This window comes from Haladaptatus sp. DJG-WS-42 (assembly GCF_037198285.1).
Lineage (GTDB): Archaea > Halobacteriota > Halobacteria > Halobacteriales > Halococcaceae > QDMS2.
This window is the reverse complement of the sequence record NZ_CP147243.1, coordinates 1,505,748-1,524,103: the sequence shown is the minus strand read 5'-3', so window position 1 is coordinate 1,524,103 and position 18,356 is coordinate 1,505,748. Positions and strand designations below refer to the sequence as shown.

Genomic DNA, 18,356 nt, shown 5'->3' with positions numbered 1-18,356 from the left:
AACCGCCACAGGCGGTAACCCGCCAGTATGGCCAGCTTTGAATCCGCCGAAAAACGGACTCTCGAGAAGATGATTTGCATGCGGTGTAACGCCCGCAACCCGAAACGCGCAGAGAAATGCCGCAAGTGCGGCTACGCAAAGCTTCGACCGAAGAGCAAAGAACGGCGCGCAGCCTAAGCCCGCCACTCGCGGGCGAGGATTGCGTAGCGCTCGATTGCGACGCGCTCGCCGTCCAGAATCGCCGCTTCTTCGAACGTTCCCTCCTGCCGATAGCCGAGGCCCTGCCAGATGCGCGCAGACGCCTCGTTCGACGCGAGGACGTCCGCAAACACGCGGTGGAGGCCGCGTTCGCGGAAGGCGTAGTCGGTCATCAACTGACTCGCTTCTGTGCCGTGGCCCGCGCCCCAGAACTCGGGCGCGAGAACGAGCCCGATTTCTGCGTTGCCGTCTCCCGCCTCGAACGGGCCGAGACCGATGGTTCCGGCACGCTCGCCATCGACGCAAATCAGGAGGTTTGCGGCAGTCTCTGCGGAGATGCTCTCTTCGAAATGCTTGGTTTCCTGCGTTAAGTTGATGGGCGCGCGGCTGTGTATCGTCGGGCGAACCTGCGGGTGGTTGATGGTGTCGCGGAGAAATTCGAGGTCGTCTTCTTCGATGGTGTAGAGCGAGACACCGTCGCCTTCTAAATAGAGTGCACCAGGCATGGCTGGACAGACACAGATTGCACTCAAAAATGTTGCTCGGACGGGTTATTCGGGGTATTTCGACGTGCGCTGTTCTGCGCGAGAGAGCGCCGTCTCGATGACGTCGCGCACGTCGCCGTGGAACGCATTGCCGTGGCCCGCGTACAGGTGTTCGACGCCCTCGGGGAGGCGGTCTAAGATTTCTTTGATGCTCTCGATGAGGCGTTCGCGCGACTGACCGGGCATGTCGGTGCGCCCGAAGCTGCCGTAGTCGAAGGCGGCGTCGTTGTGGACGACCACGTCGCCGGAGAAGATGGTCGAATCGCTTACGAGCGCGATGTGGTCTGCAGCGTGGCCCGGCGTGTAGATGGCTTCGAATGTCTCGTCGCCAATCTGGATGGTCTCGCCGTCGTCTAAGTGGTTGGTTCGCAGTTCGTGTTCGCCGTAGGCGTAGCACTCACAATCAAAGGCCGAAAGAACGTCCGCCAGCTGTGCGACGTGGTCGCCGTGCTGGTGGGTGAGCACGACCGCATCGAGGTGGTCTGTGTGCTCTCGGACAGCCTCTACGACGCCCTCCATTGCGCCTGCATCGACGAGCACCGTCCGGTCACCGACGACGAGGTAGACGTTCGCGGTGAACACCTCCGCATCCTCGGTGATATTGATAACGTGCATACAAACCCGTGGACCCGGGGGTTCTTGAGGCTACCGGGGGAGGCAAGTGCTAGACGGGACGGCTTTTGTCACGAAAGATGAAAATTCGACAGCGTGGGGAAAACTGTTCTACAGACAACAGGTGTCGTGGCTTTTTTCCGCGTGAGTCCACAAGAGACAGGTATGGGATTTGGGAGCTACGATGAAACCGAGCAGTCACGGCAAGAAGTCGATAGTGACGAATCAGATGGCGAAGCAGTAGCGACCAGTGATGCACACCACGATGGGAGCATCGACTACGAAAATGGTGCGTCGTCGGACGAACTCCTCGACCGGTTACAGGAAATCAAAGAGCAGTGAAGCAGGGCGTGCGGGCGCTCGGCATCGCCGAGTCGTTCCGCGATGAGCGAAGTATGCTGGCTGGCGTCGTCACACGCGCCAGTCGCGTCGTCGATGGCTTTTCTTTCGGGACGTGTACGGTCGGCGGACTGGACGCGACCGATGCAATCTGTGCACTCTATGAGCGCCTCGCCCGCGAAGACGTGCGCTACGTCATGGTTTCTGGCATCGCGCTCGCGTGGTACAATCTCGTTGACTTACACCGGGTACACGAGCAAACGGAACGGCCGGTAATTTCCGTCACCTACGAAGCCAGTGACGGACTGGAACAGGGGCTCAGAGGCGCCTTTTCGGGCGACGAGTTGGCTGCGCGAATGGCCATCTACGACGCCCAGCCGCCGCGCCACGAGCTCGCCGTTGGCCCGGAAACGGTGTGGGTGCGGGCGGTGGGCTGTTCTCTTGAGGAGGCCGCCGAAATCGTCCGCGGGTTCACGCCCGAAGGCGGTCGCCCCGAACCGCTCCGGGTGGCCAGACTCGCGGCACGGGCGGCCGACGAGTGGGAGAATTAAGTAGCCCGCTCGCCCACTTCCGGGCAATGGGAGAAATGGACGGCCTCACCGTCACCGAGTGTACGAAGTGTCCCGACCTCGTCGCGTGTCGGTCACAAATCGTGAACGGTGTCGGCCCGGCGGACGCGGATATTCTGTTCGTAGGCGAAGGCCCCGGTGCACAGGAAGACGAACAGGGTGAACCCTTCGTCGGGCGGAGCGGAACCGTCCTCTCTGACACGCTCCGCGACGTGGGCTTAGAACGAGAAATCGTCCGTATCACGAACTGCGTGCGGTGTCGCCCGCCGGACAACCGCAACCCCCGCAAAGAAGAACTCGCAAACTGCCGCGAGTATCTAGAGAAAGAAATCGACCGCGTCGACCCCGAACTCATCGTCACGCTCGGGAAAGTCCCGTCAGAGCACCTCTTGGGCCGGTCGGTCGCGGTGACGAGCGAAGCCGGGAGCCTCGTGGACAAGGCAATCGCGGGCAAGCCCCGACGCATCCTCATCAGCGTGCATCCGGCGGCGACGCTGTACGACCGAAGCCAGACCGACACCTTCGTCGAGACGCTCACGAAGGCCGCAGAGTTCACCACCGACACCGGCGGGCAAAAACGCCTCGGCGATTTCTGACTGGCGCAGAACCCACCGCAACGGAAAGGGACTTGTTCTGCACCACGAATTCTCAGGTATGAGCCAGCGCGCCCCACAGCAGACGACAATGGCCGATATCGTCGTCGTGGACTACGGTCTTGGCAACCTCCGGAGCGTCACCCGCGGACTCGAACGCGCCGGGGCGTCGGTCGAAATCACCGATGACCCCGACCGCTTTGCATCGGCAGACGGCATCGTGCTGCCCGGCGTCGGCGCGTTCCGCGAGGGCGTCGAGAACGCCGGCCCCTACCGTGAAGCCCTGCGCGACGCCGCAGACCGCGGCCAACCCGTTTTCGGGATTTGTCTCGGGATGCAGATGCTGTTGACCGCGAGCGAGGAAGCAGACCGTGCCGGACAAGGCGAGGTGACCGGCCTCGACTTCATCCCCGGAAACAACGTCAAGTTCCGCGAGGGGCAGAAGGTGCCCCACATGGGCTGGAACCAGCTCAACGTGACGCGCGACCACCCGCTCGTGGAAGGAATCGACGGCGAGTACGCCTACTTCGTCCACTCTTACTACGCCGTCCCCGACGACGAGGCCGCCATCGTCGCCACGACCGACTACGGCGTCGAGTTCCCTGCCATCATCGCAAACGAGGAAGGCAACATCTTCGGTACGCAGTTCCACCCCGAAAAGAGCGGGGAGGCGGGACTCAGGATTCTCAAGAACTTCGTGGACATCTGCATCGCGGACTGATTACAAAAATTCGCGCACGTCCGAGTACCACATGTCGTGGTCGTCCACCATGTCGATTCGTCGGGCGATTTCCGCGGCGAGGACGTGCCAGCACAACTGTTCTGGGTCGGCCTTGTCGAGGTTGAACGCCGCGTCCTGACACTCACAGGCGCGTCCCTCAATCACGTATTCGTCTTCGTGTCCGACGACGACGGTGAAATCCCGGTACTGTTTGACTCTGAGTTCCGAGACGGCTTCGATGGCGCGGACGCCGCGCGAGCCGTGTATCGAAATGATGCGGTCAACGATAGCCGGGGCTAACGAACCATGTTGCTCCAAGTCGGACTGCCAGCGTTCGACCGCGTTCACACGTGAACGTAGGAGGTGCGTACCAAAAACCCATGCGATAGTGCGACTACGACTGGCTCGGGAAGCGCACGCCAACCCAGTCTACAGAGCCGAGTGCGATCCGATGTGACACCACGAGAATCACGACGCTCACGACGATGGTTGCGGCTTTCACCGGCGTCGAGAGCAGGCCAAGTGAGACGATGAGGGTGGTCGCACACGCCGGCGCGTGGACGGTATCGGTCTCGAACATCGCAAAGCTCGTGAGGGCAATCGAAAGCACGCCGCTCGCGGCGAGGCGAAGCCCTGCCGGAGAAAACGGCGCAAACGAGTCCGTGAGGATGACGCCGTTGGCAACGAGGAGGTAGGCAACGAGCCCCGCGAGAGAACCAATGAAGTGACTCCCGATGACGCGACGAGGGGCGGTCTGTGCGCTCCGTCCCTCGAAGGCGAGGATGAACGCAGAGGGGCCGAGACTCGGGAAGATAAACGGTTGGCCGGTGACCCACGCAAGGAGGCCAAGCACCGTAAACAGCACCCCGGCGTAGAGACTCATCCGCAGGCGACGACGACGCATACCGGTTCTCACGGATAGACCAACAAAACTCCTTCTGCTCGCCCCGAGAGCGTGTCGCTTTTCGTCTGCGACCGGTGAGAGGTGATATGCACGTCCGGGAAGGGGACATTGAGGTCGCCGTACCAGAGCAGGCAGGCGACTCGATAGAGGACGCCGTGTTCTTCAATCCGAACCAAGAGTTGAACCGAGACATCACCATCGCCGTCCTCAGAGCCTACGCCGAGCGAAACGAGTACGCGAGGTCCTACTTAGACGCCACCGCCGCGAGCGGCATCCGCGGGGTCAGAGCCGCGAACGACGGCTGGGAGGCCACCTGCTGTGACGTGGACGAGGACGCCGTTGCGCTCTGTGAGGAGAACTTCGCGCGAAACGACCTCGCGGGAACCGCCGTCCGTCGAAACGCGAACGCCCTCATGCACGAACAGCGCTTCGACGTCGTGGACGTAGACCCGTTCGGGACGCCCACGCCCTTCGCGGACGCCGCGTTCAACAGCGCCCGAAACCTCGTCTGCGTGACCGCGACCGACACCGCCCCGCTCTGTGGCGCACACTTCAACTCCGGCGTCCGCAAGTACTCCGCGGTCCCTCGGAACACCGACTACCACGCCGAGATGGGCCTTCGCATCCTCCTCTCGATGCTCGCCCGCACCGCCGCCCGCTACGACGTCGGCGTCACCCCCATTCTGAGCCACGTCACCCGCCACTACGTCCGTGTCTACCTCGAATGCAGTCCCCGTGCGACGGACGCGAACCACGCCGTGGACGAACTCGGCTACGTCCACCACTGCAACGAGTGCATGCACCGCGAGTGGGAACAGGGCCTGATTGCTCATCCACCCGAAGCGTGCCCGAACTGCGAAACGAGCATGGTGAGCGCGGGACCGGTGTGGCTCGGAAAAATCCGTGACCCACACTTCACTGCGAACGTCCGCGACCAGTTGAGCGAGGAGATGGGCCGGGCGAAAAAAGCCGAACGCATGCTCGCAACGGTCGAAGACGAACTCGACGTGCCCTTCCACTTCGACCAGCACAAAATCTGCAAGCAGTGGGGCGTCTCCGCCCCCGCGATGGACGCCTTTCTCGACGTACTCAGAGACGCTGGCTACGAAGCGCGACGGGCACACTACGGCGGTACGACCTTCCACACGGATGCGACGATTGCAGAAATCGAGCAAGCAGCGCGCGAGCAGTTTAGCTGATCTGTCAAGGGCAGCGGGGTGTGGCCACAACCCTTGAAAGGCCCCGTAGGTAACGGAGTATCTATCGAATGGCCGCCCTCCACTCGGTGAACGCAGTCGTGACCGTGGCGAAAGAAAAACAGTTGAACGTCAAAGCCGCGAGCCTCGCGTACTTCGCCGTCGCCTCGCTCATCCCGTTTGCCCTCTTGTGCATCATCGCGCTCTCTACGTGGGGCGGCGATGGCTTTGCTGCCTTCGTCATCGAGCGCGTCCTCTCGAAGGCGCTCCCGGCGCAGACCGAGCAGATTCGGTCAATGGTGATGACCGCCGCGGGCCGCACGCGGACGACGGCACTCTCTGGAATCGTCTTGTTCTGGTCGTCGCTCCGGCTGTTTCGCGGGCTCGATGCGGTGTTCGTCGAACTGTATGGCGACCGCGAGAAACACGGGATTCTCGACCGCGTCCAGAACATTTTGCTCGCGTTCATCACCGTGACCGGTGCGGTCGCGCTCATCCTCGGGATGGGCGTTGCCCTCGCCGTCTCCTTTGACGCCACATTCTGGCGATATCTCGGCCCGCTGCTTCTCGTTCCCGGGCTGACGCTCGTGTTCCTCCCGCTGTTTCACATCTTCCCGAAGGGGACCGTGCCGCTTGGCAAGGCGCTCCCCGGCGCGCTCATTGCCGCGGTGTCGTGGGCGCTGTTGTTCCTCGGCTTTCGTCTCTACAGCACGACCATCGGACAGGCGCGCCTCTACAGCAGCGCGGGAATCGCGCTCGTCGTGCTGACGTGGCTGTACCTCGGAGCCATCTTCCTCCTCCTTGGGGTGGTGTACAACGCGGTGACCAACGGCCACGTCGAACCCGAGGGGCCACCGAGTTTTTTGTAGTCGTTGACGAATTGAGACATGTGAATCAACGCGCCGCCACGCTTGCAGACACGGGGAAGGCCATCGTCCGCGAGGCACAAGACCAGCAGATTACGTTTCTGGCAGCCAGCCTCGCCTACTATGCGTTTATCTCGCTCATCCCGTTGCTGTTGCTCACCCTCGCCCTCGGGTCGCTGTTCGGCGGTCAAGAGTTCGCCACCGCAATCGTCAACGCTCTCTCAGGCATGCTCTCAGCGGATGGTGAAGCACTCATCGCCGCCGCGCTCACCGGCGCGGCCGGGCGGGGCGGCGCGACCGTCATCGGGGTTGGGTTCTTGCTGTGGAGCGGCCTCAAAATCTTCCGTGCACTTGACATCGCCTTTTCGAACGTCTACGACAGCCCGCTGCCAGACTCCATCGTCGAGCAGGTGCAACACGGCCTCGTGACGCTCATCGCAGTCGCGGGGGGACTCGTCCTGACCGCGGTCGTTGGCGCGGTAATCGCGTTCACTGGGTTACCAATCTTCCAGTTCGTCGGGCCGTTCGCGCTCATCGTCGTCCTCGCCGTGGCGTTCGTGCCGCTGTACTACTTTTTGCCCGCGAAGGACGTCTCCCTCCGCGAAGCACTGCCGGGGGCGGTGTTCGCGGCGGTTGGCTGGACCGCCCTCCAGACCGGCTTTCGTATCTATGCCGGGCAGGCAGACCAGTTTCAGGCCTACGGCATCATCGGCGCGGTGTTGTTGCTCGTGACGCTGTTCTACCTCGGGAGCGTCATCCTGCTCGCCGGAGTCGTCATCAACGCCGTCCTCGCCGGGCGAACCGGCGCACCGAAAGACCGGCAGTTACACAAAGGCGGCCAACGAGGTGACAAGCGACAACCCGCGAGCATGACCGACGAACGCGACGACACAGAGACGGCCACCGAATCGGTTTCCGACGAGCTTGCCGCGCTTCGCGCGGACGTAGAAGCGTTCGAGGAGGAAATCGAACAGCGGACGGTCACGCGCGACGAGGTCGAAAACGACCTCGAACGCTACGTTCGCGGCCGGATGCGCCGAGGCCACGCCCGCGGTTGGGGACCGTATCTCGTGCTCCTCTACGGCACCATCATGACCCTCGGGGCGTTTTTCTACCTCTCTGGTGGCTGGGCCATCCTCGCAATGCTCGTCGTCTGGCTCTCGACGCTCGGCCTCTACGTCGTGATGCTCGGCGTCGGCCTCGTCGGGAACGTGGTCAACGTCCCGGGCCGAGTGCGTGACCGCTACAGTGCGTGGCGACAAGACAGATGACGAGAGGGCTTGGCGAACTCGACGTTTTGCGCAGTCTCATCCCCGACCTGCTGGTGCCAGTGTTCGCGCTGGTCACCCAACTCGGTGACCTCTGGGTTTACTTCGTCGTTCTGTCGGTGCTCTACTGGCTCGGCCCGCGAACCCCACGCTGGCGCGACGGCGTCGACCGAGAGAAGATGGCCTACGTCATCGCGCTCACGCTCGGCGCGCTCTCGCTCACCCTCGCGCTGAAAGGACTGTTCGCCCTGCCCCGCCCACCCTCCCCGGACATCGTCCCGGGGAGCCAGTTCGTCCCGCAGGCCTACCACGCCGCCTACGAGTGGCTCGCGGTCTCTGACGGCTACGGCTTCCCGAGCGGCCACGCCCTCGGCTCGACCGTCGTCTGGGGCGGCCTCGCACTGACGCTCGCTGTGAGCACGCTCCGACGCCGACTCGCAACGGCAACGGGTATCGTCGCGCTCATCTCGCTGTCCCGGCTCGTCCTCGGCGTCCACTACCTCGTGGACATCCTCGCGGGCGTCGCGCTCGGGGTGACCTACCTGCTCATCGAACGACGCATCACGGGCGAAGACCCCCGACTCGCCTTCTGGGTTGCCGCGGGTATCGCCGCCGTCGCGTTCGTGACGACGGGCTTTGGCTTCGAAGGGGCTGCCGCGCTTGGGGCGACGCTCGGCGGCGTGTTCACGTGGCAGGCCGTCTCGCCACGACTCGACCGCACGCCGACCAGACGAGAAGCCTATACCACCGCGGTGTTGGGTCTGCCCGTTCTCGGCCTTTTGCTCGCGCTCGTCACGACCGTTTCTGACGTACTCGTCGCTTCACTCCTCGGCAATGCCGTCGTCATCGCGGGACTGCTGGCGCTGCCGATCGTGAGTAATCGCAAATAAAAAGCGGTGAATTGTCGCCTTAGAACGTCTCGAGGTAGCGGTCGAGTTCCCACTCGCTGACCGAGATGCGGTACTCGTCGTACTCCTGGGTTTTCGCTTGGACGAACTTCTCGTAGACGTGCTCGCCAAGGGCGTCCTGCATGTCCTCATCTGCTTTGAGCGCGGTGAGTGCCTGACCAAGGTTAGCCGGAAGCGTGTCGATGCCGTACTCTGCGCGTTTGTCGGCGTCGAACTCGTAGATGTTCTCGCGGACCGGGTCGGGCGCTTCGAGTCCGCGCTCGATGCCGTTCAGCCCGGCGTGGATGATGACGGCGAGTGCGAGATACGGGTTGCACGAAGGGTCTGGAGAGCGCAGTTCGATACGCGAGGCGGCCGGCACGCGGGCGGCCGGCCGGCGGATGAGCGCAGAGCGGTTGCGGTCCGACCAGGCGACATAGACGGGTGCTTCGTAGCCGGGGACGAGACGCTTGTATGAGTTAACCGTCGGGTTACAGACGGCGGTGAGCGCCGGGGCGTGTTCGAGAACGCCCGCGAGGAACTGCTTTGCCGTGGCAGAGAGGCTGAACTCGTCGTCGCCGTCGTGGAACGCGTTCTCGCCGTCTTCGGTGAACAGCGAGATGTGCGTGTGCATGCCAGAGCCGTTGATTTTGGCGATTGGCTTTGGCATGAACGTCGCGTGGTAGCCGTGTTCTGCGGCGATGGCGCGAACGACCATGCGGAAGGTTGCGACGTTGTCTGCGGTCGTGAGCGCGTCGTCGTACTCGAAGTTGATTTCGTGCTGGCCTTCTGCGACCTCGTGGTGGCTGGCTTCGATTTCGAAGCCCATGTTCTCTAAGCCGTAGATAATGTCGCGACGGACGTCGGAGGCGAGGTCTTTCGGTGCGACGTCGAAGTAGCCGCCAGCGTCGTTCGTAATGGTCGTCGCGCGGCCATCTTCGTCCTCCTCGAACAGGAAGAACTCGGGTTCTGGCGCGGCGTTTACCTTGTAGCCCATCTCCTCTGCGCGGGCGAGTGCCTGTTTGAGTACGTAGCGTGGGTCACCGTTGAACGGTTCGTCCGACCCGGTGTTGACGACGTCACACATGAGGCGAGCAGAGGCGCTGTCCTCGGTGTTGCGCCATGGGAGAATAGCAAACGTTGCGGGGTCGGGCTTGAGCCGCATGTCCGATTCCTGGATGCGTACGAATCCCTCAATAGAGGAACCGTCAAAATAGATGCCCTCGGTAAATGCCTTCTCCGCCTGCGAGGCGGGGACAGCGACGTTCTTCACAGTGCCGAGAATGTCAGTGAACTGGAGACGAAGGAAATCAACATTGTTTTCTTCGATTTTATCCACAACCGCCTGTGCTTCTGCCGAAAGACCGCCATCAGTGGCAATATTTTCGTTTGTCATCTTTCTCTTACACGCCTTCGGACTACCTCAATCATTAAAACACTAATGGTCGGTGCAAGTCTTTGATTTACGTCGAAAATTGGATATTCGTAAAATTCTAATGGCAGGAGACAGAGTAGCAAATATGACGTATGAAAACCTCGACAGCAAACTCATCAATGCATTGCTTGAAGACGGCCGCGCCAGTCTTCGCAGCCTCGCAGACGAACTCGACGTGTCGGTCACGACCGTCTCGAACCACCTGAAGAACTTAGAAGAAGAAGGCGTCATCACCGGCTACACGCCGAAAGTCAGCTACGACAAACTCGGCTACGGCGTCACCGCGGTCATCCAACTCAAGGTCGAAGGCTCCGCGCTTCCCGAGATTACAGAGCAGCTCCGCACCCACCGCCAGATGGTCTCTGTCTACGAAGTCACTGGCGACCACGACATCATCGCGATTGGCAAGTTCAAGGACACAGACGACATGAACAAGCAGATCAAGGCGCTGCTCGTCGAACCCGAAATCAAAGAATCGAACACGAGCGTCGTCCTCAACGCCGCTGCAGAGCACGAGCAGTTCGACTTAGAAATCGAAGAATAATCGCGGAAGCCGGGCATCGGGCACGGTGATTTCGCGTCGCGTTTTTTCACAGAGCCAGAAAAGAACACCGCGAGAGACGGTGTTTCTATAAATACGCAAAAACGCCGGTAGGCTACGGAAAACCCATCGCTCACGGGGTGAGCGTTACAAAAAAAAATCGGCGTCGGTTTTCGCTGCGATACTGGACGCGGGTTGGTGTGGGTGTATGGTGTTCCGTTGAGGGGAGCTTACATCGCCCCGCCCATGCCGCCCATACCGCCCATGCCACCCATGCCGCCGCCACCCGGTGGCATGTCCATGTCATCGTCGTCGTCGGTGACCTGACCACCGGAGAGGTCGCCAGCCGCGATGACGTCGTCGATGCGGAGGATCATGACAGCGGCTTCGGTTGCGGATTCGATAGCTTGGGTTTTGACGCGGAGTGGCTCCACAACGCCTTCGGCTTCCATGTCGATGATGTCGCCGGTGTAGGCGTCGAGACCCGTCGTCTGCTCGCCTGCGTCGTGCTTCGAGCGAAGGTTGACGAGGCTGTCGATTGGGTCGAGGCCAGCGTTCTCTGCGAGGGTGCGTGGAATCACGTCGATGGCGTCTGCGAACGCTTCGACGGCGAGCTGCTCGCGGCCGCCAACGGAGTCGGCGTAGTCGCGAAGACCGAGGGCGAGTTCCGTCTCCGGAGCTGCGCCGCCGGGCAGGACTTTGCCGTCTTCGAGCGTGACGCGAACGACGCCGAGGGAGTCCTCGATTGCGCGCTCGACTTCGTCGACGACGTGCTCGGTGCCGCCGCGGAGAATCATCGTGACGGACTTCGCTTCTTTGACGTCCTCGACGAAGATACGGTCTTTGCCGCCAACGTCGCGCTCTGCGACGGAGCCAGCGAAGCCGAGGTCTGCTTCTTCGATGTCGTCAAGGTTCGAGACCACGCGTGCGCCCGTCGCGCGGGCGAGGCGTTTGATGTCGGACTTCTTGACGCGACGGGCGGCGAGGATGCCTTCCTTCGCGAGGTAGTGCTGGGCCATGTCGTCGATGCCCTTCTGGCAGAAGACGACGTCAGCGCCGACGGCTTTGAGCTTGTCGACCATCTCCTTCAGCTGGGCTTCCTCTTGGTCGAGGAACTGCTGGAGCTGGGCTGGGTCGGTGACGTTGACTTCGGCGTCGATTTCCGTCTCCTTGATTTCGAGTGCCTGGTCGAGGACGGCGACGTTCGCGTCTTCGACGGCGTACGGCATGTTGTCGTGGACGCGGGTCTTCGAGATGATGACGCCTTCGACGAGTTCGGATTCGTCGATGGAGCCGCCGATGACCTTCTCGACTTTGATGTTGTCCGTGTCGATGCCGTCATCGTCTGCGACGGCGCGAACGGCGTCAACAACGAGCGAGGAGAGCGTGTCCTTCGCGCTCTCTGCGCCCTTGCCGGTCATTGCGGTTGCGGCAATCTGGTTGAGAATCTCCTCGTCGTCTTCGGAGACGTCGATTGCGATGTTCTCTAAGATTTCCTTGGACTTCGACGCGGCCTGACGGTACCCCTGTGCGAGGGTGGTCGCGTGGATGTCCTGTTCTAAGAGGTCTTCTGCCTGCTGGAGCAGGCCGCCCGTGATGACGACGGCGGTGGTCGTGCCGTCACCGACTTCGTCTTCTTGCGTCTGGGCGACTTCGACAATCATGTTCGCTGCCGGGTGCTCGATGTCCATCTCTTTGAGGATGGTCACACCGTCGTTCGTGACGACGACCGACCCCATCGAGTCGACGAGCATCTTGTCCATCCCTTTCGGGCCAAGGGTGGTGCGTACCGCCTCGGCGACCGCCTTCCCGGCGGTGATGTTCATCGACTGCGCATCGCGACCGGATGTGCGCTGGCTATCCTCTGAAAGTACAATGAGGGGCTGGTTGCCCATTCGCTGAGCCATAATCAGTTACCAGATTGAATGCGATTCTATAAAAAGCTGTTGCCAGGTGATTGAGAAAGTGTAGCACAGAGGCCCCGTGCATCGGTGTGAGAACGACTAACAAATGATAGTTTATATACTGTTAGCCGGAGAAGCGGTGGAACTCCATCCCCTCGGTTTTGAGCTCGTTGTGGGCGCGTTCTAAGTAGGAGTAGACGGTGCCGTGGGGTGCGCCGTCTAGGAGCATTTCCGCGGCTCTGCGGGCGACTTCGACCTGCTTTGGCGTGCCGATGATACCGAGGGTCGAGCCGTAGATGGTGACTGCCGCACCGGAAAGCTCGGACATCAGTTGCCGGGTGCGGCCGCCTTCACCGATGAGGCGACCCTTCTGGCGTTTCATGTCGTTTTTGTTGCGGCTGTGAGCGTCGATGTCGATGAGGTCGAACATCATCATGTCGTCGTCGAGCAGGGAGAGCGCCGCGTCCGGGGAAAACCCGCGGCCGATGGCGCGCACCACATCGGGGCCTGTGAGGCCGGTGATGGGGTCGCCAACCGACTCGACTTTCACGGACCCGGACTCCGAATCGATGTCGAGGCGTACCTCTGCACGCTTTTCGATTTCACGCATCGTCGCACCGCCTTCGCCGATAAGGACGCCAATGCGGTCTTGCGGAATCTTTACGTGTTGCATGGACCAGTCTACTTTCTCACGCAGTTTTAAGCCTTCGCACACGGCCGAACGGCTTACTCAGCGCCAGCCACGACGCCGAACTCCACGTCCGCAACCGGTCCCAGTCGTCGGAGCGTCGGGAGAGCGGTCACGTAGAACGCAACGAACAGAAACGACGCCCCCGTGGCGAGCATGACCGGCTGGGTACCGTACACATCTGCGGCGGCCCCGCCAAGGAGCGCGCCAAGCGGTGTCGCCACCGTGGCCATGCTTGTGAGCACCGACGTAACCCGGCCGACGAGGCGCTCTGGCATCCCCGTCTGGACGAGCGTCATGATGAGCACGTTCGTCGCACCGATTGGCACGGAGGCAACCGCGATGAGCGCAACAGTCGTCGAAAGCGACGGTGCGAGAATCGCCACCACCCAGAGCGCGCCGGAGACGGCGTAGCTCACCACCAACAATCTCCCAATCGGGAAGTGGTCAACCGACGACGCCGCGAGCGCGCCGACGAGCATCCCTCCAGAGAGCGCGGCGAGCAGGAAGCCGTAGGCCGCAGAATCACCGAGCGTGTCTGCGTACGCCGGGAACACCGCAAACGCCCCGCCGAAGGCGAAGTTCGCCACGACCGCGCCGACGATGAGCTTGAACAGCGGCGAGTTGCGAAGCGCGGCAATGCCCTCGCGCAGGTCAGTCAGATAGTTCTGCACCGGCGACCCCGTCGTCTCGGTCGTATCCTCCGCAGGTGGCACGCGAACGGAGAAAAAGAGTAACGCTGCGGCCGCGAACGTCACCGAATCTGCGAGAAACAGGGCAACCGCGCCGAAGAAGGCGACGATGAGGCCGCCAACGGCGTTGAACACGAAGTCCACGCCCTGATAGGCAAACGAGAACGCCGAGTTCGCCGCCACCAGTTCGTCGTTTGAGACGAGCCGGGGCAGCGCAACGATTTGGGCGGGGTACACCACCTGGTTGAGCGCCGAAAGAACGGGCATCACCACGAGGACGAACCAGACCGTGAGGTGACCCGTGTAGTGGGCGAGTGGGATGGCGAGCACCAACACGCCTTGGACGATCTGCGTCGTGACGAGCACGCGGCGAATCGAAAGCCGGTCTACGAGCGGCCCGGCAAGAAACTGAAACGCCCCCGGCAACAGGGTGAGAAAGCCCGCGAGGCCGGTGTAAAACGACGCCCCCGTGAGCGAGTAGACGAGCCACATCGCCGCGATGTAGTAGAGGCTGTCGCCCGCGTTCGTGATGAGCCGCCCGGCCATGAGCCGGACAAACGGCCCATTGCGAGAGAGCGAGTGCATGGCTGCAGTGACGCAGAAAGCGAGGATAAATGATTGCAGAATGTCATTTCTGTCGCGTCCATTGCAGAAGCGTCATTCTGTAAACGAGTTGGAATTACGGTGCAGTTTCAGTTTCGACGACCGAAAGCGAGTCGTTGACAGTGACGGTGAGCGTGCCGTCGCCAACCGCGCCCGTGGCCCGTATTCTGAGCGGGTCGGTCGAGACGGTTTCGACGGTCGTGTCTTTCAGCCATTGGAGTCGCCACGTCGGTTCGGCGGTGGACGACACGCCGTGGTCGTGGTGGAACGCAATCACGGCGGGGTCGAACATGAGCGCCTCTGGTATCGTCATGTACACCGCTTCGTCACACCGCTTGCAGCCGAATTTCACCATCCGGTCGTCGGTTCCCCACGTATCAGCGTCGAGCAGGACTTCGGACGTGGTTCTGCCCTCACACGAGACGCAGAAGCCATCGACTGCGCCGCGGGCTTTCGAGCGGAGCCAGCGGTCGAACACGAGCGGGTACTCGTCGCGGTCGTAGCCATCAAACACGCCCGGCGGGACGGCACCGTCAAGGCTGGTTCGCTCGCACGCCGCGCAGACGACCGACGCGCGTTCGTTCTCGTAGGTGAATTCGAGCGCGCCGCCACACTCTGGACACGGGTCGGGGAGCGTGAACGGCCCGACCGTCGCTGCGTGTTCGTACGCACCGGCGAGAATCGCGCCGACGACGTGCGCCCCGGCGTAGCGCAGGCGGTAGCCATCTTCGACTTTGTCGATGAACACGCCCGTGAGCTTTCCCAAGTGATAGTTGAACTGGCCGCTATCGCGCATGCCCACCCGTTCACGAAGGTCGGAAAACGACAGCGGCGCATCCTGTGTGTCTGCGAGTGCACGGAGGATGGCGACCCGCGTCTCGTTGCCGAGCAGCGCGAACGCCTCGTCAGGGCGGACGTCCCCCACAGATTCGTTCATGACGGTGAAACGTCACTCTCCGATAACTGCGTTTCGCTGAGTCAGTCGTCCTGTTCGGTGACGTGAGCGAGCAGCGAATCTGGGTTGGTATCGACGCCCTGTCGGGCAAAAAAGTTCGCAATGTTGCGACAGTCGCGGGTAAGGAAGTCACGAGAGTTCGGGTGGTGGACGGTGACGGCTTGGCCGAGGTCGATGACCGTGAGTTCGCCCTCGTGGACGATGATGTTGTACTCAGAGAGGTCGCCGTGGACAAGGCCCGCGTCGTAGAGGCGGCGCATATACTCGCGGACGACTTCGAACGCGGTCACGGGATTCTCGATATGCACCTCGCCGAGGCGGCGAGCGCGGTCGTCGCCCTGTCCCATGTACTCCATGACGAGGACGTTTCGCTCGGTGGCAATCGGGTTCGGCACGCGAACGCCCGCCTTTTTGGCGCGCTTGAGGTTCGCGAACTCCTTTTTCACCCACGCCATCACGACTTGTCGCTTGCGGTTGCCAATCCCCTCAAAGCGCGGGTCGCCCTCCAGGTAGTCGCGCATCTGGCGGAAGTTGCTCGTGTTGATGAGGTACACTTTCACGGCGACTTCGCCGTCGGGGCCGTCTGCGAGGTAGACGTTCGCCTCTTTGCCGGTCGAAATTGGCCCACCAAAGGCGTCGATGTGGCCGTCTTGAACGAGTTTGTAGAGCGCCGCGAGCGTCGCGTCGTCGAACACCGACGCCTCGACTTTGAACTGCTCTGAGTCCTTGATTCGAATCGCGAACTCCTCGAAGTCGCGGTCGTGGCTCTTTGCGATGCGGTCGGCCTCGCTGTCTGGAACGTCGATTTCCTCCCATTCGTCGGGGTCGGCCATCTCGGTGTCTACGAGACCTGAGTCATCGCTCATCTACCGGTGAGTAAGGTGTCTACGCCTAAAAGCGGTGGCACTTCACGCGGTGATGTGACCTTCGCGGCGCAGCTGGTCTGCTTCCTGCTTTTTGAACCGCCAGACGATGTCCGCCTTCTCGTCTTGCCAGTCCCACGGTTCGATGATGACCACGTCGTCTTCGCGAATCCAGACGCGCTTTCGCATTCGCCCGGGAATGCGGGCAGTGCGTTCGACCCCGTCCATGCACTGCACCTTGACGCGGTTCGCGCCGAGCATGTTTGTGACGACCGCGAACACCTCACCGTCATCAGGCATCCGCAGGTTCTTCCTGCCCTCATTGCTCTCGTTCTCGCTCATGGGGGCCTGTTTATCGGGAGGGCATTTAAGATTTGCAACCTCGACCGACCCACGACACCGTTCCCTGCCGTCTCCCGCACACTTAACCGCGCGTTTCGACAACTGGTACCAATGCGCGCAGTAGTGTTTCAGGGTGCGGGAGAACCGCTCACCATAGAAGACGTGCCGGAGCCAGAATGCCCGCCACACGGCATCGTCGTCGAAACGGAAGCCTGTGGCATCTGTCGCTCGGACTGGCACGCGTGGCAGGGCGACTGGGACTGGGTGGGCGTCAAGCCACAACCCGGCCAGATTTTCGGCCACGAACCCGTCGGTATCGTCCGCGAAGTCGGTGCGGACGTGACGCGCTTCGAGGAAGGCGACCGCGTGACCACGCCGTTCAACCTCTCTGACGGAACGTGCCCACACTGTCGGGCGGGTCGGGCGAACATCTGTGAGAACATCGTCCCGCTCGGCTTCGTGGGGATGGCCCAAGGCGCGTTCGCTGGGCAGTTCGCGCTCCCCGACGCAGACCACAACGCCGTCCGCCTGCCAGACGACGTCGACCCAGTGGCGGTCGCGGCGCTCGGCTGTCGGTTCGCCACCGCCTTCCACGGACTTGCCCACCGCGTGTCGGTGACTGCGGGCGATTGGGTCGCCGTCCACGGTTGTGGCGGCGTTGGCCTCTCTGCAGTGCACATCGCCGCCGCCCTCGGGGCGACCGTCGTGGCCGTCGACATCGGCGACGACAAACTCGACAAAGCCCGCGAGTTGGGCGCCCACGAGACGGTGAACGTCGCCGACGTCGACTCGGTCACGCGCGAAATCAAGCGAGTTACGGGCGGCGGTGCGAACGTCTCGGTCGATGCGCTCGGCATCGAAGAAACCTGCCAGAACTCCGTGAACTGCCTCGTAAAAGGCGGCCAGCACCTCCAAATAGGGCTGACGACGAGCGACGAACGCGGCGAAATTTCGCTCCCGATAGACGCCATTGCGATGGGCGAAAAAGAGCTCTACGGCGCGTTTGGGATGCAGCCAAACCGCTACGACGAAATCTTTCGCATGATTGCAAACGGGAGCGTAGACCCCGGGAAAATCGTCTCGGAGACGGTTTCGCTCGATGCCGTCCCCGAGAAACTCGCGGCCCTTTCTGACTACGAGTCGGTCGGCATCCCGGTCGTCAACGAGTTTTGAGCCGCCATCACCGCACTTAAGCGTGCGCGCCGAAAGTCCCGGAGTATGTTGGATAAGCTCGGTACCGGTGGCCTCATTGGCCTCATCGTACTAGTCGCTGGACTCGGCGTGATTGCCTACGCAAACCCCCTCATCGCCGCCGGACTCGCGCTCGTGCTCGTCGGTGTCGGTCTCGTGGCAAAAGGACTCGTCTCGGGACTGCTCTCTGCGTTCGGGATGGGCGGGATGTTCTAACTGCGCGTGAGCAGATACGCAAACAGCCCGGCCGTGCCGGTCATCACGTTGAGCAAGAACAGCGTGCCCACGAACGCCCCCCAGTGCGGAGCGCGCTTTTTCCCGCTTCGCTGGGCGTCTCTGTAGACACACGACCCGGCAAGCACGGCTAACACCGTGTTAAAGATGAGAAAGAGAACCAGCAACACCCCCAAATCGGGACCACCAGCGAGGGCGAACGAAACCATA

General features: G+C 62.1%; 24 protein-coding genes. 12 read left to right on the top strand and 12 right to left on the bottom strand.

Annotation, left to right across the window (positions count from 1 at the left end):
• The first annotated feature begins 27 nt into the window (after positions 1-27).
• Entirely contained in the window at positions 28-177 is a 150-nt protein-coding gene (locus V5N47_RS08395) for a 50S ribosomal protein L40e (RefSeq protein WP_338726819.1), read from the top strand.
• On the opposite strand, the gene V5N47_RS08390 is transcribed toward V5N47_RS08395, so the two are convergent.
• Both V5N47_RS08390 and V5N47_RS08385 read right to left on the bottom strand, forming a co-directional pair.
• The gene (locus tag V5N47_RS08390; RefSeq protein WP_338726818.1) at positions 174-704 is read right to left on the bottom strand and encodes a GNAT family protein; all 531 of its coding nucleotides are present in this window, start codon (positions 702-704) and stop codon (positions 174-176) included. The genes V5N47_RS08395 and V5N47_RS08390 overlap by 4 nt on opposite strands.
• Positions 705-749: 45 nt before the next feature.
• On the bottom strand, positions 750-1,358 hold the full coding sequence (locus tag V5N47_RS08385; protein ID WP_338726817.1) for an MBL fold metallo-hydrolase: 609 nt from the start codon (positions 1,356-1,358) through the stop codon (positions 750-752).
• Between the two features lie 162 nt (positions 1,359-1,520).
• On the opposite strand from V5N47_RS08385, the gene V5N47_RS08380 reads away from it, so the two are divergent.
• From V5N47_RS08380 to hisH, 4 genes are read left to right on the top strand one after another with little or no spacing between them, the layout of a single operon-like run.
• Positions 1,521-1,697, top strand: a complete 177-nt coding sequence (locus V5N47_RS08380; protein WP_338726815.1) for a DUF5786 family protein — start codon at positions 1,521-1,523, stop codon at positions 1,695-1,697.
• Positions 1,694-2,245, top strand: a complete 552-nt coding sequence (locus V5N47_RS08375; RefSeq protein ID WP_338726813.1) for a DUF99 family protein — start codon at positions 1,694-1,696, stop codon at positions 2,243-2,245. The genes V5N47_RS08380 and V5N47_RS08375 overlap by 4 nt, the downstream gene beginning before the upstream one ends.
• 26 nt (positions 2,246-2,271) lie before the next feature.
• On the top strand, positions 2,272-2,859 hold the full coding sequence (locus V5N47_RS08370) for a uracil-DNA glycosylase (RefSeq protein WP_338726811.1): 588 nt from the start codon (positions 2,272-2,274) through the stop codon (positions 2,857-2,859).
• A 58-nt stretch (positions 2,860-2,917) separates the two neighbouring features.
• The gene (gene hisH / locus V5N47_RS08365; protein WP_338726810.1) at positions 2,918-3,577 is read left to right on the top strand and encodes an imidazole glycerol phosphate synthase subunit HisH; all 660 of its coding nucleotides are present in this window, start codon (positions 2,918-2,920) and stop codon (positions 3,575-3,577) included.
• Here the strand turns inward: hisH and V5N47_RS08360 are convergent, their stop codons facing one another.
• Both V5N47_RS08360 and V5N47_RS08355 read right to left on the bottom strand, forming a co-directional pair.
• On the bottom strand, positions 3,578-3,925 hold the full coding sequence (locus V5N47_RS08360; RefSeq protein ID WP_338726809.1) for a hypothetical protein: 348 nt from the start codon (positions 3,923-3,925) through the stop codon (positions 3,578-3,580). It abuts the gene before it with no gap.
• Positions 3,926-3,971: 46 nt separating this feature from the next.
• Positions 3,972-4,481, bottom strand: coding sequence for an HPP family protein (locus V5N47_RS08355; protein ID WP_338726808.1), 510 nt, complete (start codon positions 4,479-4,481; stop codon positions 3,972-3,974).
• Between the two features lie 86 nt (positions 4,482-4,567).
• Between V5N47_RS08355 and V5N47_RS08350 the strand changes: the two genes are divergently transcribed.
• The 4 genes from V5N47_RS08350 to V5N47_RS08335 all read left to right on the top strand — a co-directional run bounded on the left by V5N47_RS08350 (position 4,568) and on the right by V5N47_RS08335 (position 8,701).
• A complete protein-coding gene (locus V5N47_RS08350; protein WP_338726807.1) occupies positions 4,568-5,680 on the top strand; it encodes a tRNA (guanine(26)-N(2))-dimethyltransferase in 1,113 nt (370 codons plus the stop codon).
• 68 nt (positions 5,681-5,748) lie between these two features.
• Entirely contained in the window at positions 5,749-6,546 is a 798-nt protein-coding gene (locus V5N47_RS08345; protein ID WP_338726806.1) for a YihY/virulence factor BrkB family protein, read from the top strand.
• A gap of 20 nt (positions 6,547-6,566) precedes the next feature.
• A complete protein-coding gene (locus tag V5N47_RS08340) occupies positions 6,567-7,814 on the top strand; it encodes a YhjD/YihY/BrkB family envelope integrity protein (RefSeq protein ID WP_338726805.1) in 1,248 nt (415 codons plus the stop codon).
• Positions 7,811-8,701 carry a phosphatase PAP2 family protein gene (locus V5N47_RS08335; RefSeq protein WP_338726803.1) on the top strand — a complete coding sequence of 297 codons (891 nt, stop codon included), beginning with the start codon at positions 7,811-7,813 and terminating at the stop codon, positions 8,699-8,701. The genes V5N47_RS08340 and V5N47_RS08335 overlap by 4 nt, the downstream gene beginning before the upstream one ends.
• Before the next feature lie 19 nt (positions 8,702-8,720).
• Here the strand turns inward: V5N47_RS08335 and glnA are convergent, their stop codons facing one another.
• Complete coding sequence (gene glnA, locus V5N47_RS08330; protein ID WP_338726802.1) at positions 8,721-10,094, bottom strand: type I glutamate--ammonia ligase; 1,374 nt, start codon at positions 10,092-10,094, stop codon at positions 8,721-8,723.
• Positions 10,095-10,218: 124 nt separating this feature from the next.
• On the opposite strand from glnA, the gene lrp reads away from it, so the two are divergent.
• Positions 10,219-10,677, top strand: coding sequence for an HTH-type transcriptional regulator Lrp (lrp, locus tag V5N47_RS08325; RefSeq protein WP_338726800.1), 459 nt, complete (start codon positions 10,219-10,221; stop codon positions 10,675-10,677).
• 227 nt (positions 10,678-10,904) lie between these two features.
• Here the strand turns inward: lrp and thsA are convergent, their stop codons facing one another.
• The 6 genes from thsA to eif1A all read right to left on the bottom strand — a co-directional run bounded on the left by thsA (position 10,905) and on the right by eif1A (position 16,721).
• The gene (gene thsA, locus V5N47_RS08320) at positions 10,905-12,569 is read right to left on the bottom strand and encodes a thermosome subunit alpha (RefSeq protein WP_338730287.1); all 1,665 of its coding nucleotides are present in this window, start codon (positions 12,567-12,569) and stop codon (positions 10,905-10,907) included.
• A gap of 133 nt (positions 12,570-12,702) precedes the next feature.
• Positions 12,703-13,251: a KH domain-containing protein gene (locus V5N47_RS08315; protein ID WP_338726799.1), complete on the bottom strand. Its 549-nt coding sequence runs from the start codon at positions 13,249-13,251 to the stop codon at positions 12,703-12,705.
• A 53-nt stretch (positions 13,252-13,304) separates the two neighbouring features.
• Complete coding sequence (locus V5N47_RS08310) at positions 13,305-14,543, bottom strand: MFS transporter (RefSeq protein WP_338726798.1); 1,239 nt, start codon at positions 14,541-14,543, stop codon at positions 13,305-13,307.
• A gap of 94 nt (positions 14,544-14,637) precedes the next feature.
• On the bottom strand, positions 14,638-15,498 hold the full coding sequence (locus V5N47_RS08305) for a winged helix-turn-helix domain-containing protein (protein ID WP_338726797.1): 861 nt from the start codon (positions 15,496-15,498) through the stop codon (positions 14,638-14,640).
• Positions 15,499-15,539: 41 nt separating this feature from the next.
• Positions 15,540-16,382 carry a serine/threonine-protein kinase Rio1 gene (gene rio1 / locus V5N47_RS08300; protein WP_338726795.1) on the bottom strand — a complete coding sequence of 281 codons (843 nt, stop codon included), beginning with the start codon at positions 16,380-16,382 and terminating at the stop codon, positions 15,540-15,542.
• A 42-nt stretch (positions 16,383-16,424) separates the two neighbouring features.
• Complete coding sequence (gene eif1A / locus V5N47_RS08295; RefSeq protein ID WP_338726794.1) at positions 16,425-16,721, bottom strand: translation initiation factor eIF-1A; 297 nt, start codon at positions 16,719-16,721, stop codon at positions 16,425-16,427.
• Between the two features lie 111 nt (positions 16,722-16,832).
• Here eif1A and V5N47_RS08290 point away from each other — a divergent pair, with 111 nt between their 5' ends.
• Both V5N47_RS08290 and V5N47_RS08285 read left to right on the top strand, forming a co-directional pair.
• Positions 16,833-17,894 carry a zinc-dependent alcohol dehydrogenase family protein gene (locus V5N47_RS08290; protein WP_338726793.1) on the top strand — a complete coding sequence of 354 codons (1,062 nt, stop codon included), beginning with the start codon at positions 16,833-16,835 and terminating at the stop codon, positions 17,892-17,894.
• Positions 17,895-17,939: 45 nt separating this feature from the next.
• Complete coding sequence (locus V5N47_RS08285) at positions 17,940-18,128, top strand: hypothetical protein (protein ID WP_338726791.1); 189 nt, start codon at positions 17,940-17,942, stop codon at positions 18,126-18,128.
• Here V5N47_RS08285 and V5N47_RS08280 read toward each other — a convergent pair.
• Positions 18,125-18,355 (bottom strand): hypothetical protein, encoded by a 231-nt coding sequence (locus tag V5N47_RS08280; RefSeq protein WP_338726790.1) that lies wholly within the window; start codon positions 18,353-18,355, stop codon positions 18,125-18,127. The genes V5N47_RS08285 and V5N47_RS08280 overlap by 4 nt on opposite strands.
• Position 18,356: the final 1 nt, after the last annotated feature.

Bases quoted from the DNA above. Each gene is read 5' to 3' on its own strand.
- V5N47_RS08395 (WP_338726819.1), top strand. From the start codon at position 28: ATGGCCAGCTTTGAATCCGCCGAAAAACGGACTCTCGAGAAGATGATT.
- V5N47_RS08390 (WP_338726818.1), bottom strand. From the start codon at position 704: ATGCCTGGTGCACTCTATTTAGAAGGCGACGGTGTCTCGCTCTACACC.
- V5N47_RS08385 (WP_338726817.1), bottom strand. From the start codon at position 1,358: ATGCACGTTATCAATATCACCGAGGATGCGGAGGTGTTCACCGCGAAC.
- V5N47_RS08380 (WP_338726815.1), top strand. From the start codon at position 1,521: ATGGGATTTGGGAGCTACGATGAAACCGAGCAGTCACGGCAAGAAGTC.
- V5N47_RS08370 (WP_338726811.1), top strand. From the start codon at position 2,272: ATGGGAGAAATGGACGGCCTCACCGTCACCGAGTGTACGAAGTGTCCC.
- hisH (WP_338726810.1), top strand. From the start codon at position 2,918: ATGAGCCAGCGCGCCCCACAGCAGACGACAATGGCCGATATCGTCGTC.
- V5N47_RS08355 (WP_338726808.1), bottom strand. From the start codon at position 4,481: ATGCGTCGTCGTCGCCTGCGGATGAGTCTCTACGCCGGGGTGCTGTTT.
- V5N47_RS08350 (WP_338726807.1), top strand. From the start codon at position 4,568: ATGCACGTCCGGGAAGGGGACATTGAGGTCGCCGTACCAGAGCAGGCA.
- V5N47_RS08345 (WP_338726806.1), top strand. From the start codon at position 5,749: ATGGCCGCCCTCCACTCGGTGAACGCAGTCGTGACCGTGGCGAAAGAA.
- V5N47_RS08335 (WP_338726803.1), top strand. From the start codon at position 7,811: ATGACGAGAGGGCTTGGCGAACTCGACGTTTTGCGCAGTCTCATCCCC.
- glnA (WP_338726802.1), bottom strand. From the start codon at position 10,094: ATGACAAACGAAAATATTGCCACTGATGGCGGTCTTTCGGCAGAAGCA.
- lrp (WP_338726800.1), top strand. From the start codon at position 10,219: ATGACGTATGAAAACCTCGACAGCAAACTCATCAATGCATTGCTTGAA.
- thsA (WP_338730287.1), bottom strand. From the start codon at position 12,569: ATGGGCAACCAGCCCCTCATTGTACTTTCAGAGGATAGCCAGCGCACA.
- V5N47_RS08315 (WP_338726799.1), bottom strand. From the start codon at position 13,251: ATGCAACACGTAAAGATTCCGCAAGACCGCATTGGCGTCCTTATCGGC.
- V5N47_RS08310 (WP_338726798.1), bottom strand. From the start codon at position 14,543: ATGCACTCGCTCTCTCGCAATGGGCCGTTTGTCCGGCTCATGGCCGGG.
- V5N47_RS08305 (WP_338726797.1), bottom strand. From the start codon at position 15,498: ATGAACGAATCTGTGGGGGACGTCCGCCCTGACGAGGCGTTCGCGCTG.
- rio1 (WP_338726795.1), bottom strand. From the start codon at position 16,382: ATGAGCGATGACTCAGGTCTCGTAGACACCGAGATGGCCGACCCCGAC.
- eif1A (WP_338726794.1), bottom strand. From the start codon at position 16,721: ATGAGCGAGAACGAGAGCAATGAGGGCAGGAAGAACCTGCGGATGCCT.
- V5N47_RS08290 (WP_338726793.1), top strand. From the start codon at position 16,833: ATGCGCGCAGTAGTGTTTCAGGGTGCGGGAGAACCGCTCACCATAGAA.
- V5N47_RS08285 (WP_338726791.1), top strand. From the start codon at position 17,940: ATGTTGGATAAGCTCGGTACCGGTGGCCTCATTGGCCTCATCGTACTA.
- V5N47_RS08280 (WP_338726790.1), bottom strand. From the start codon at position 18,355: ATGGTTTCGTTCGCCCTCGCTGGTGGTCCCGATTTGGGGGTGTTGCTG.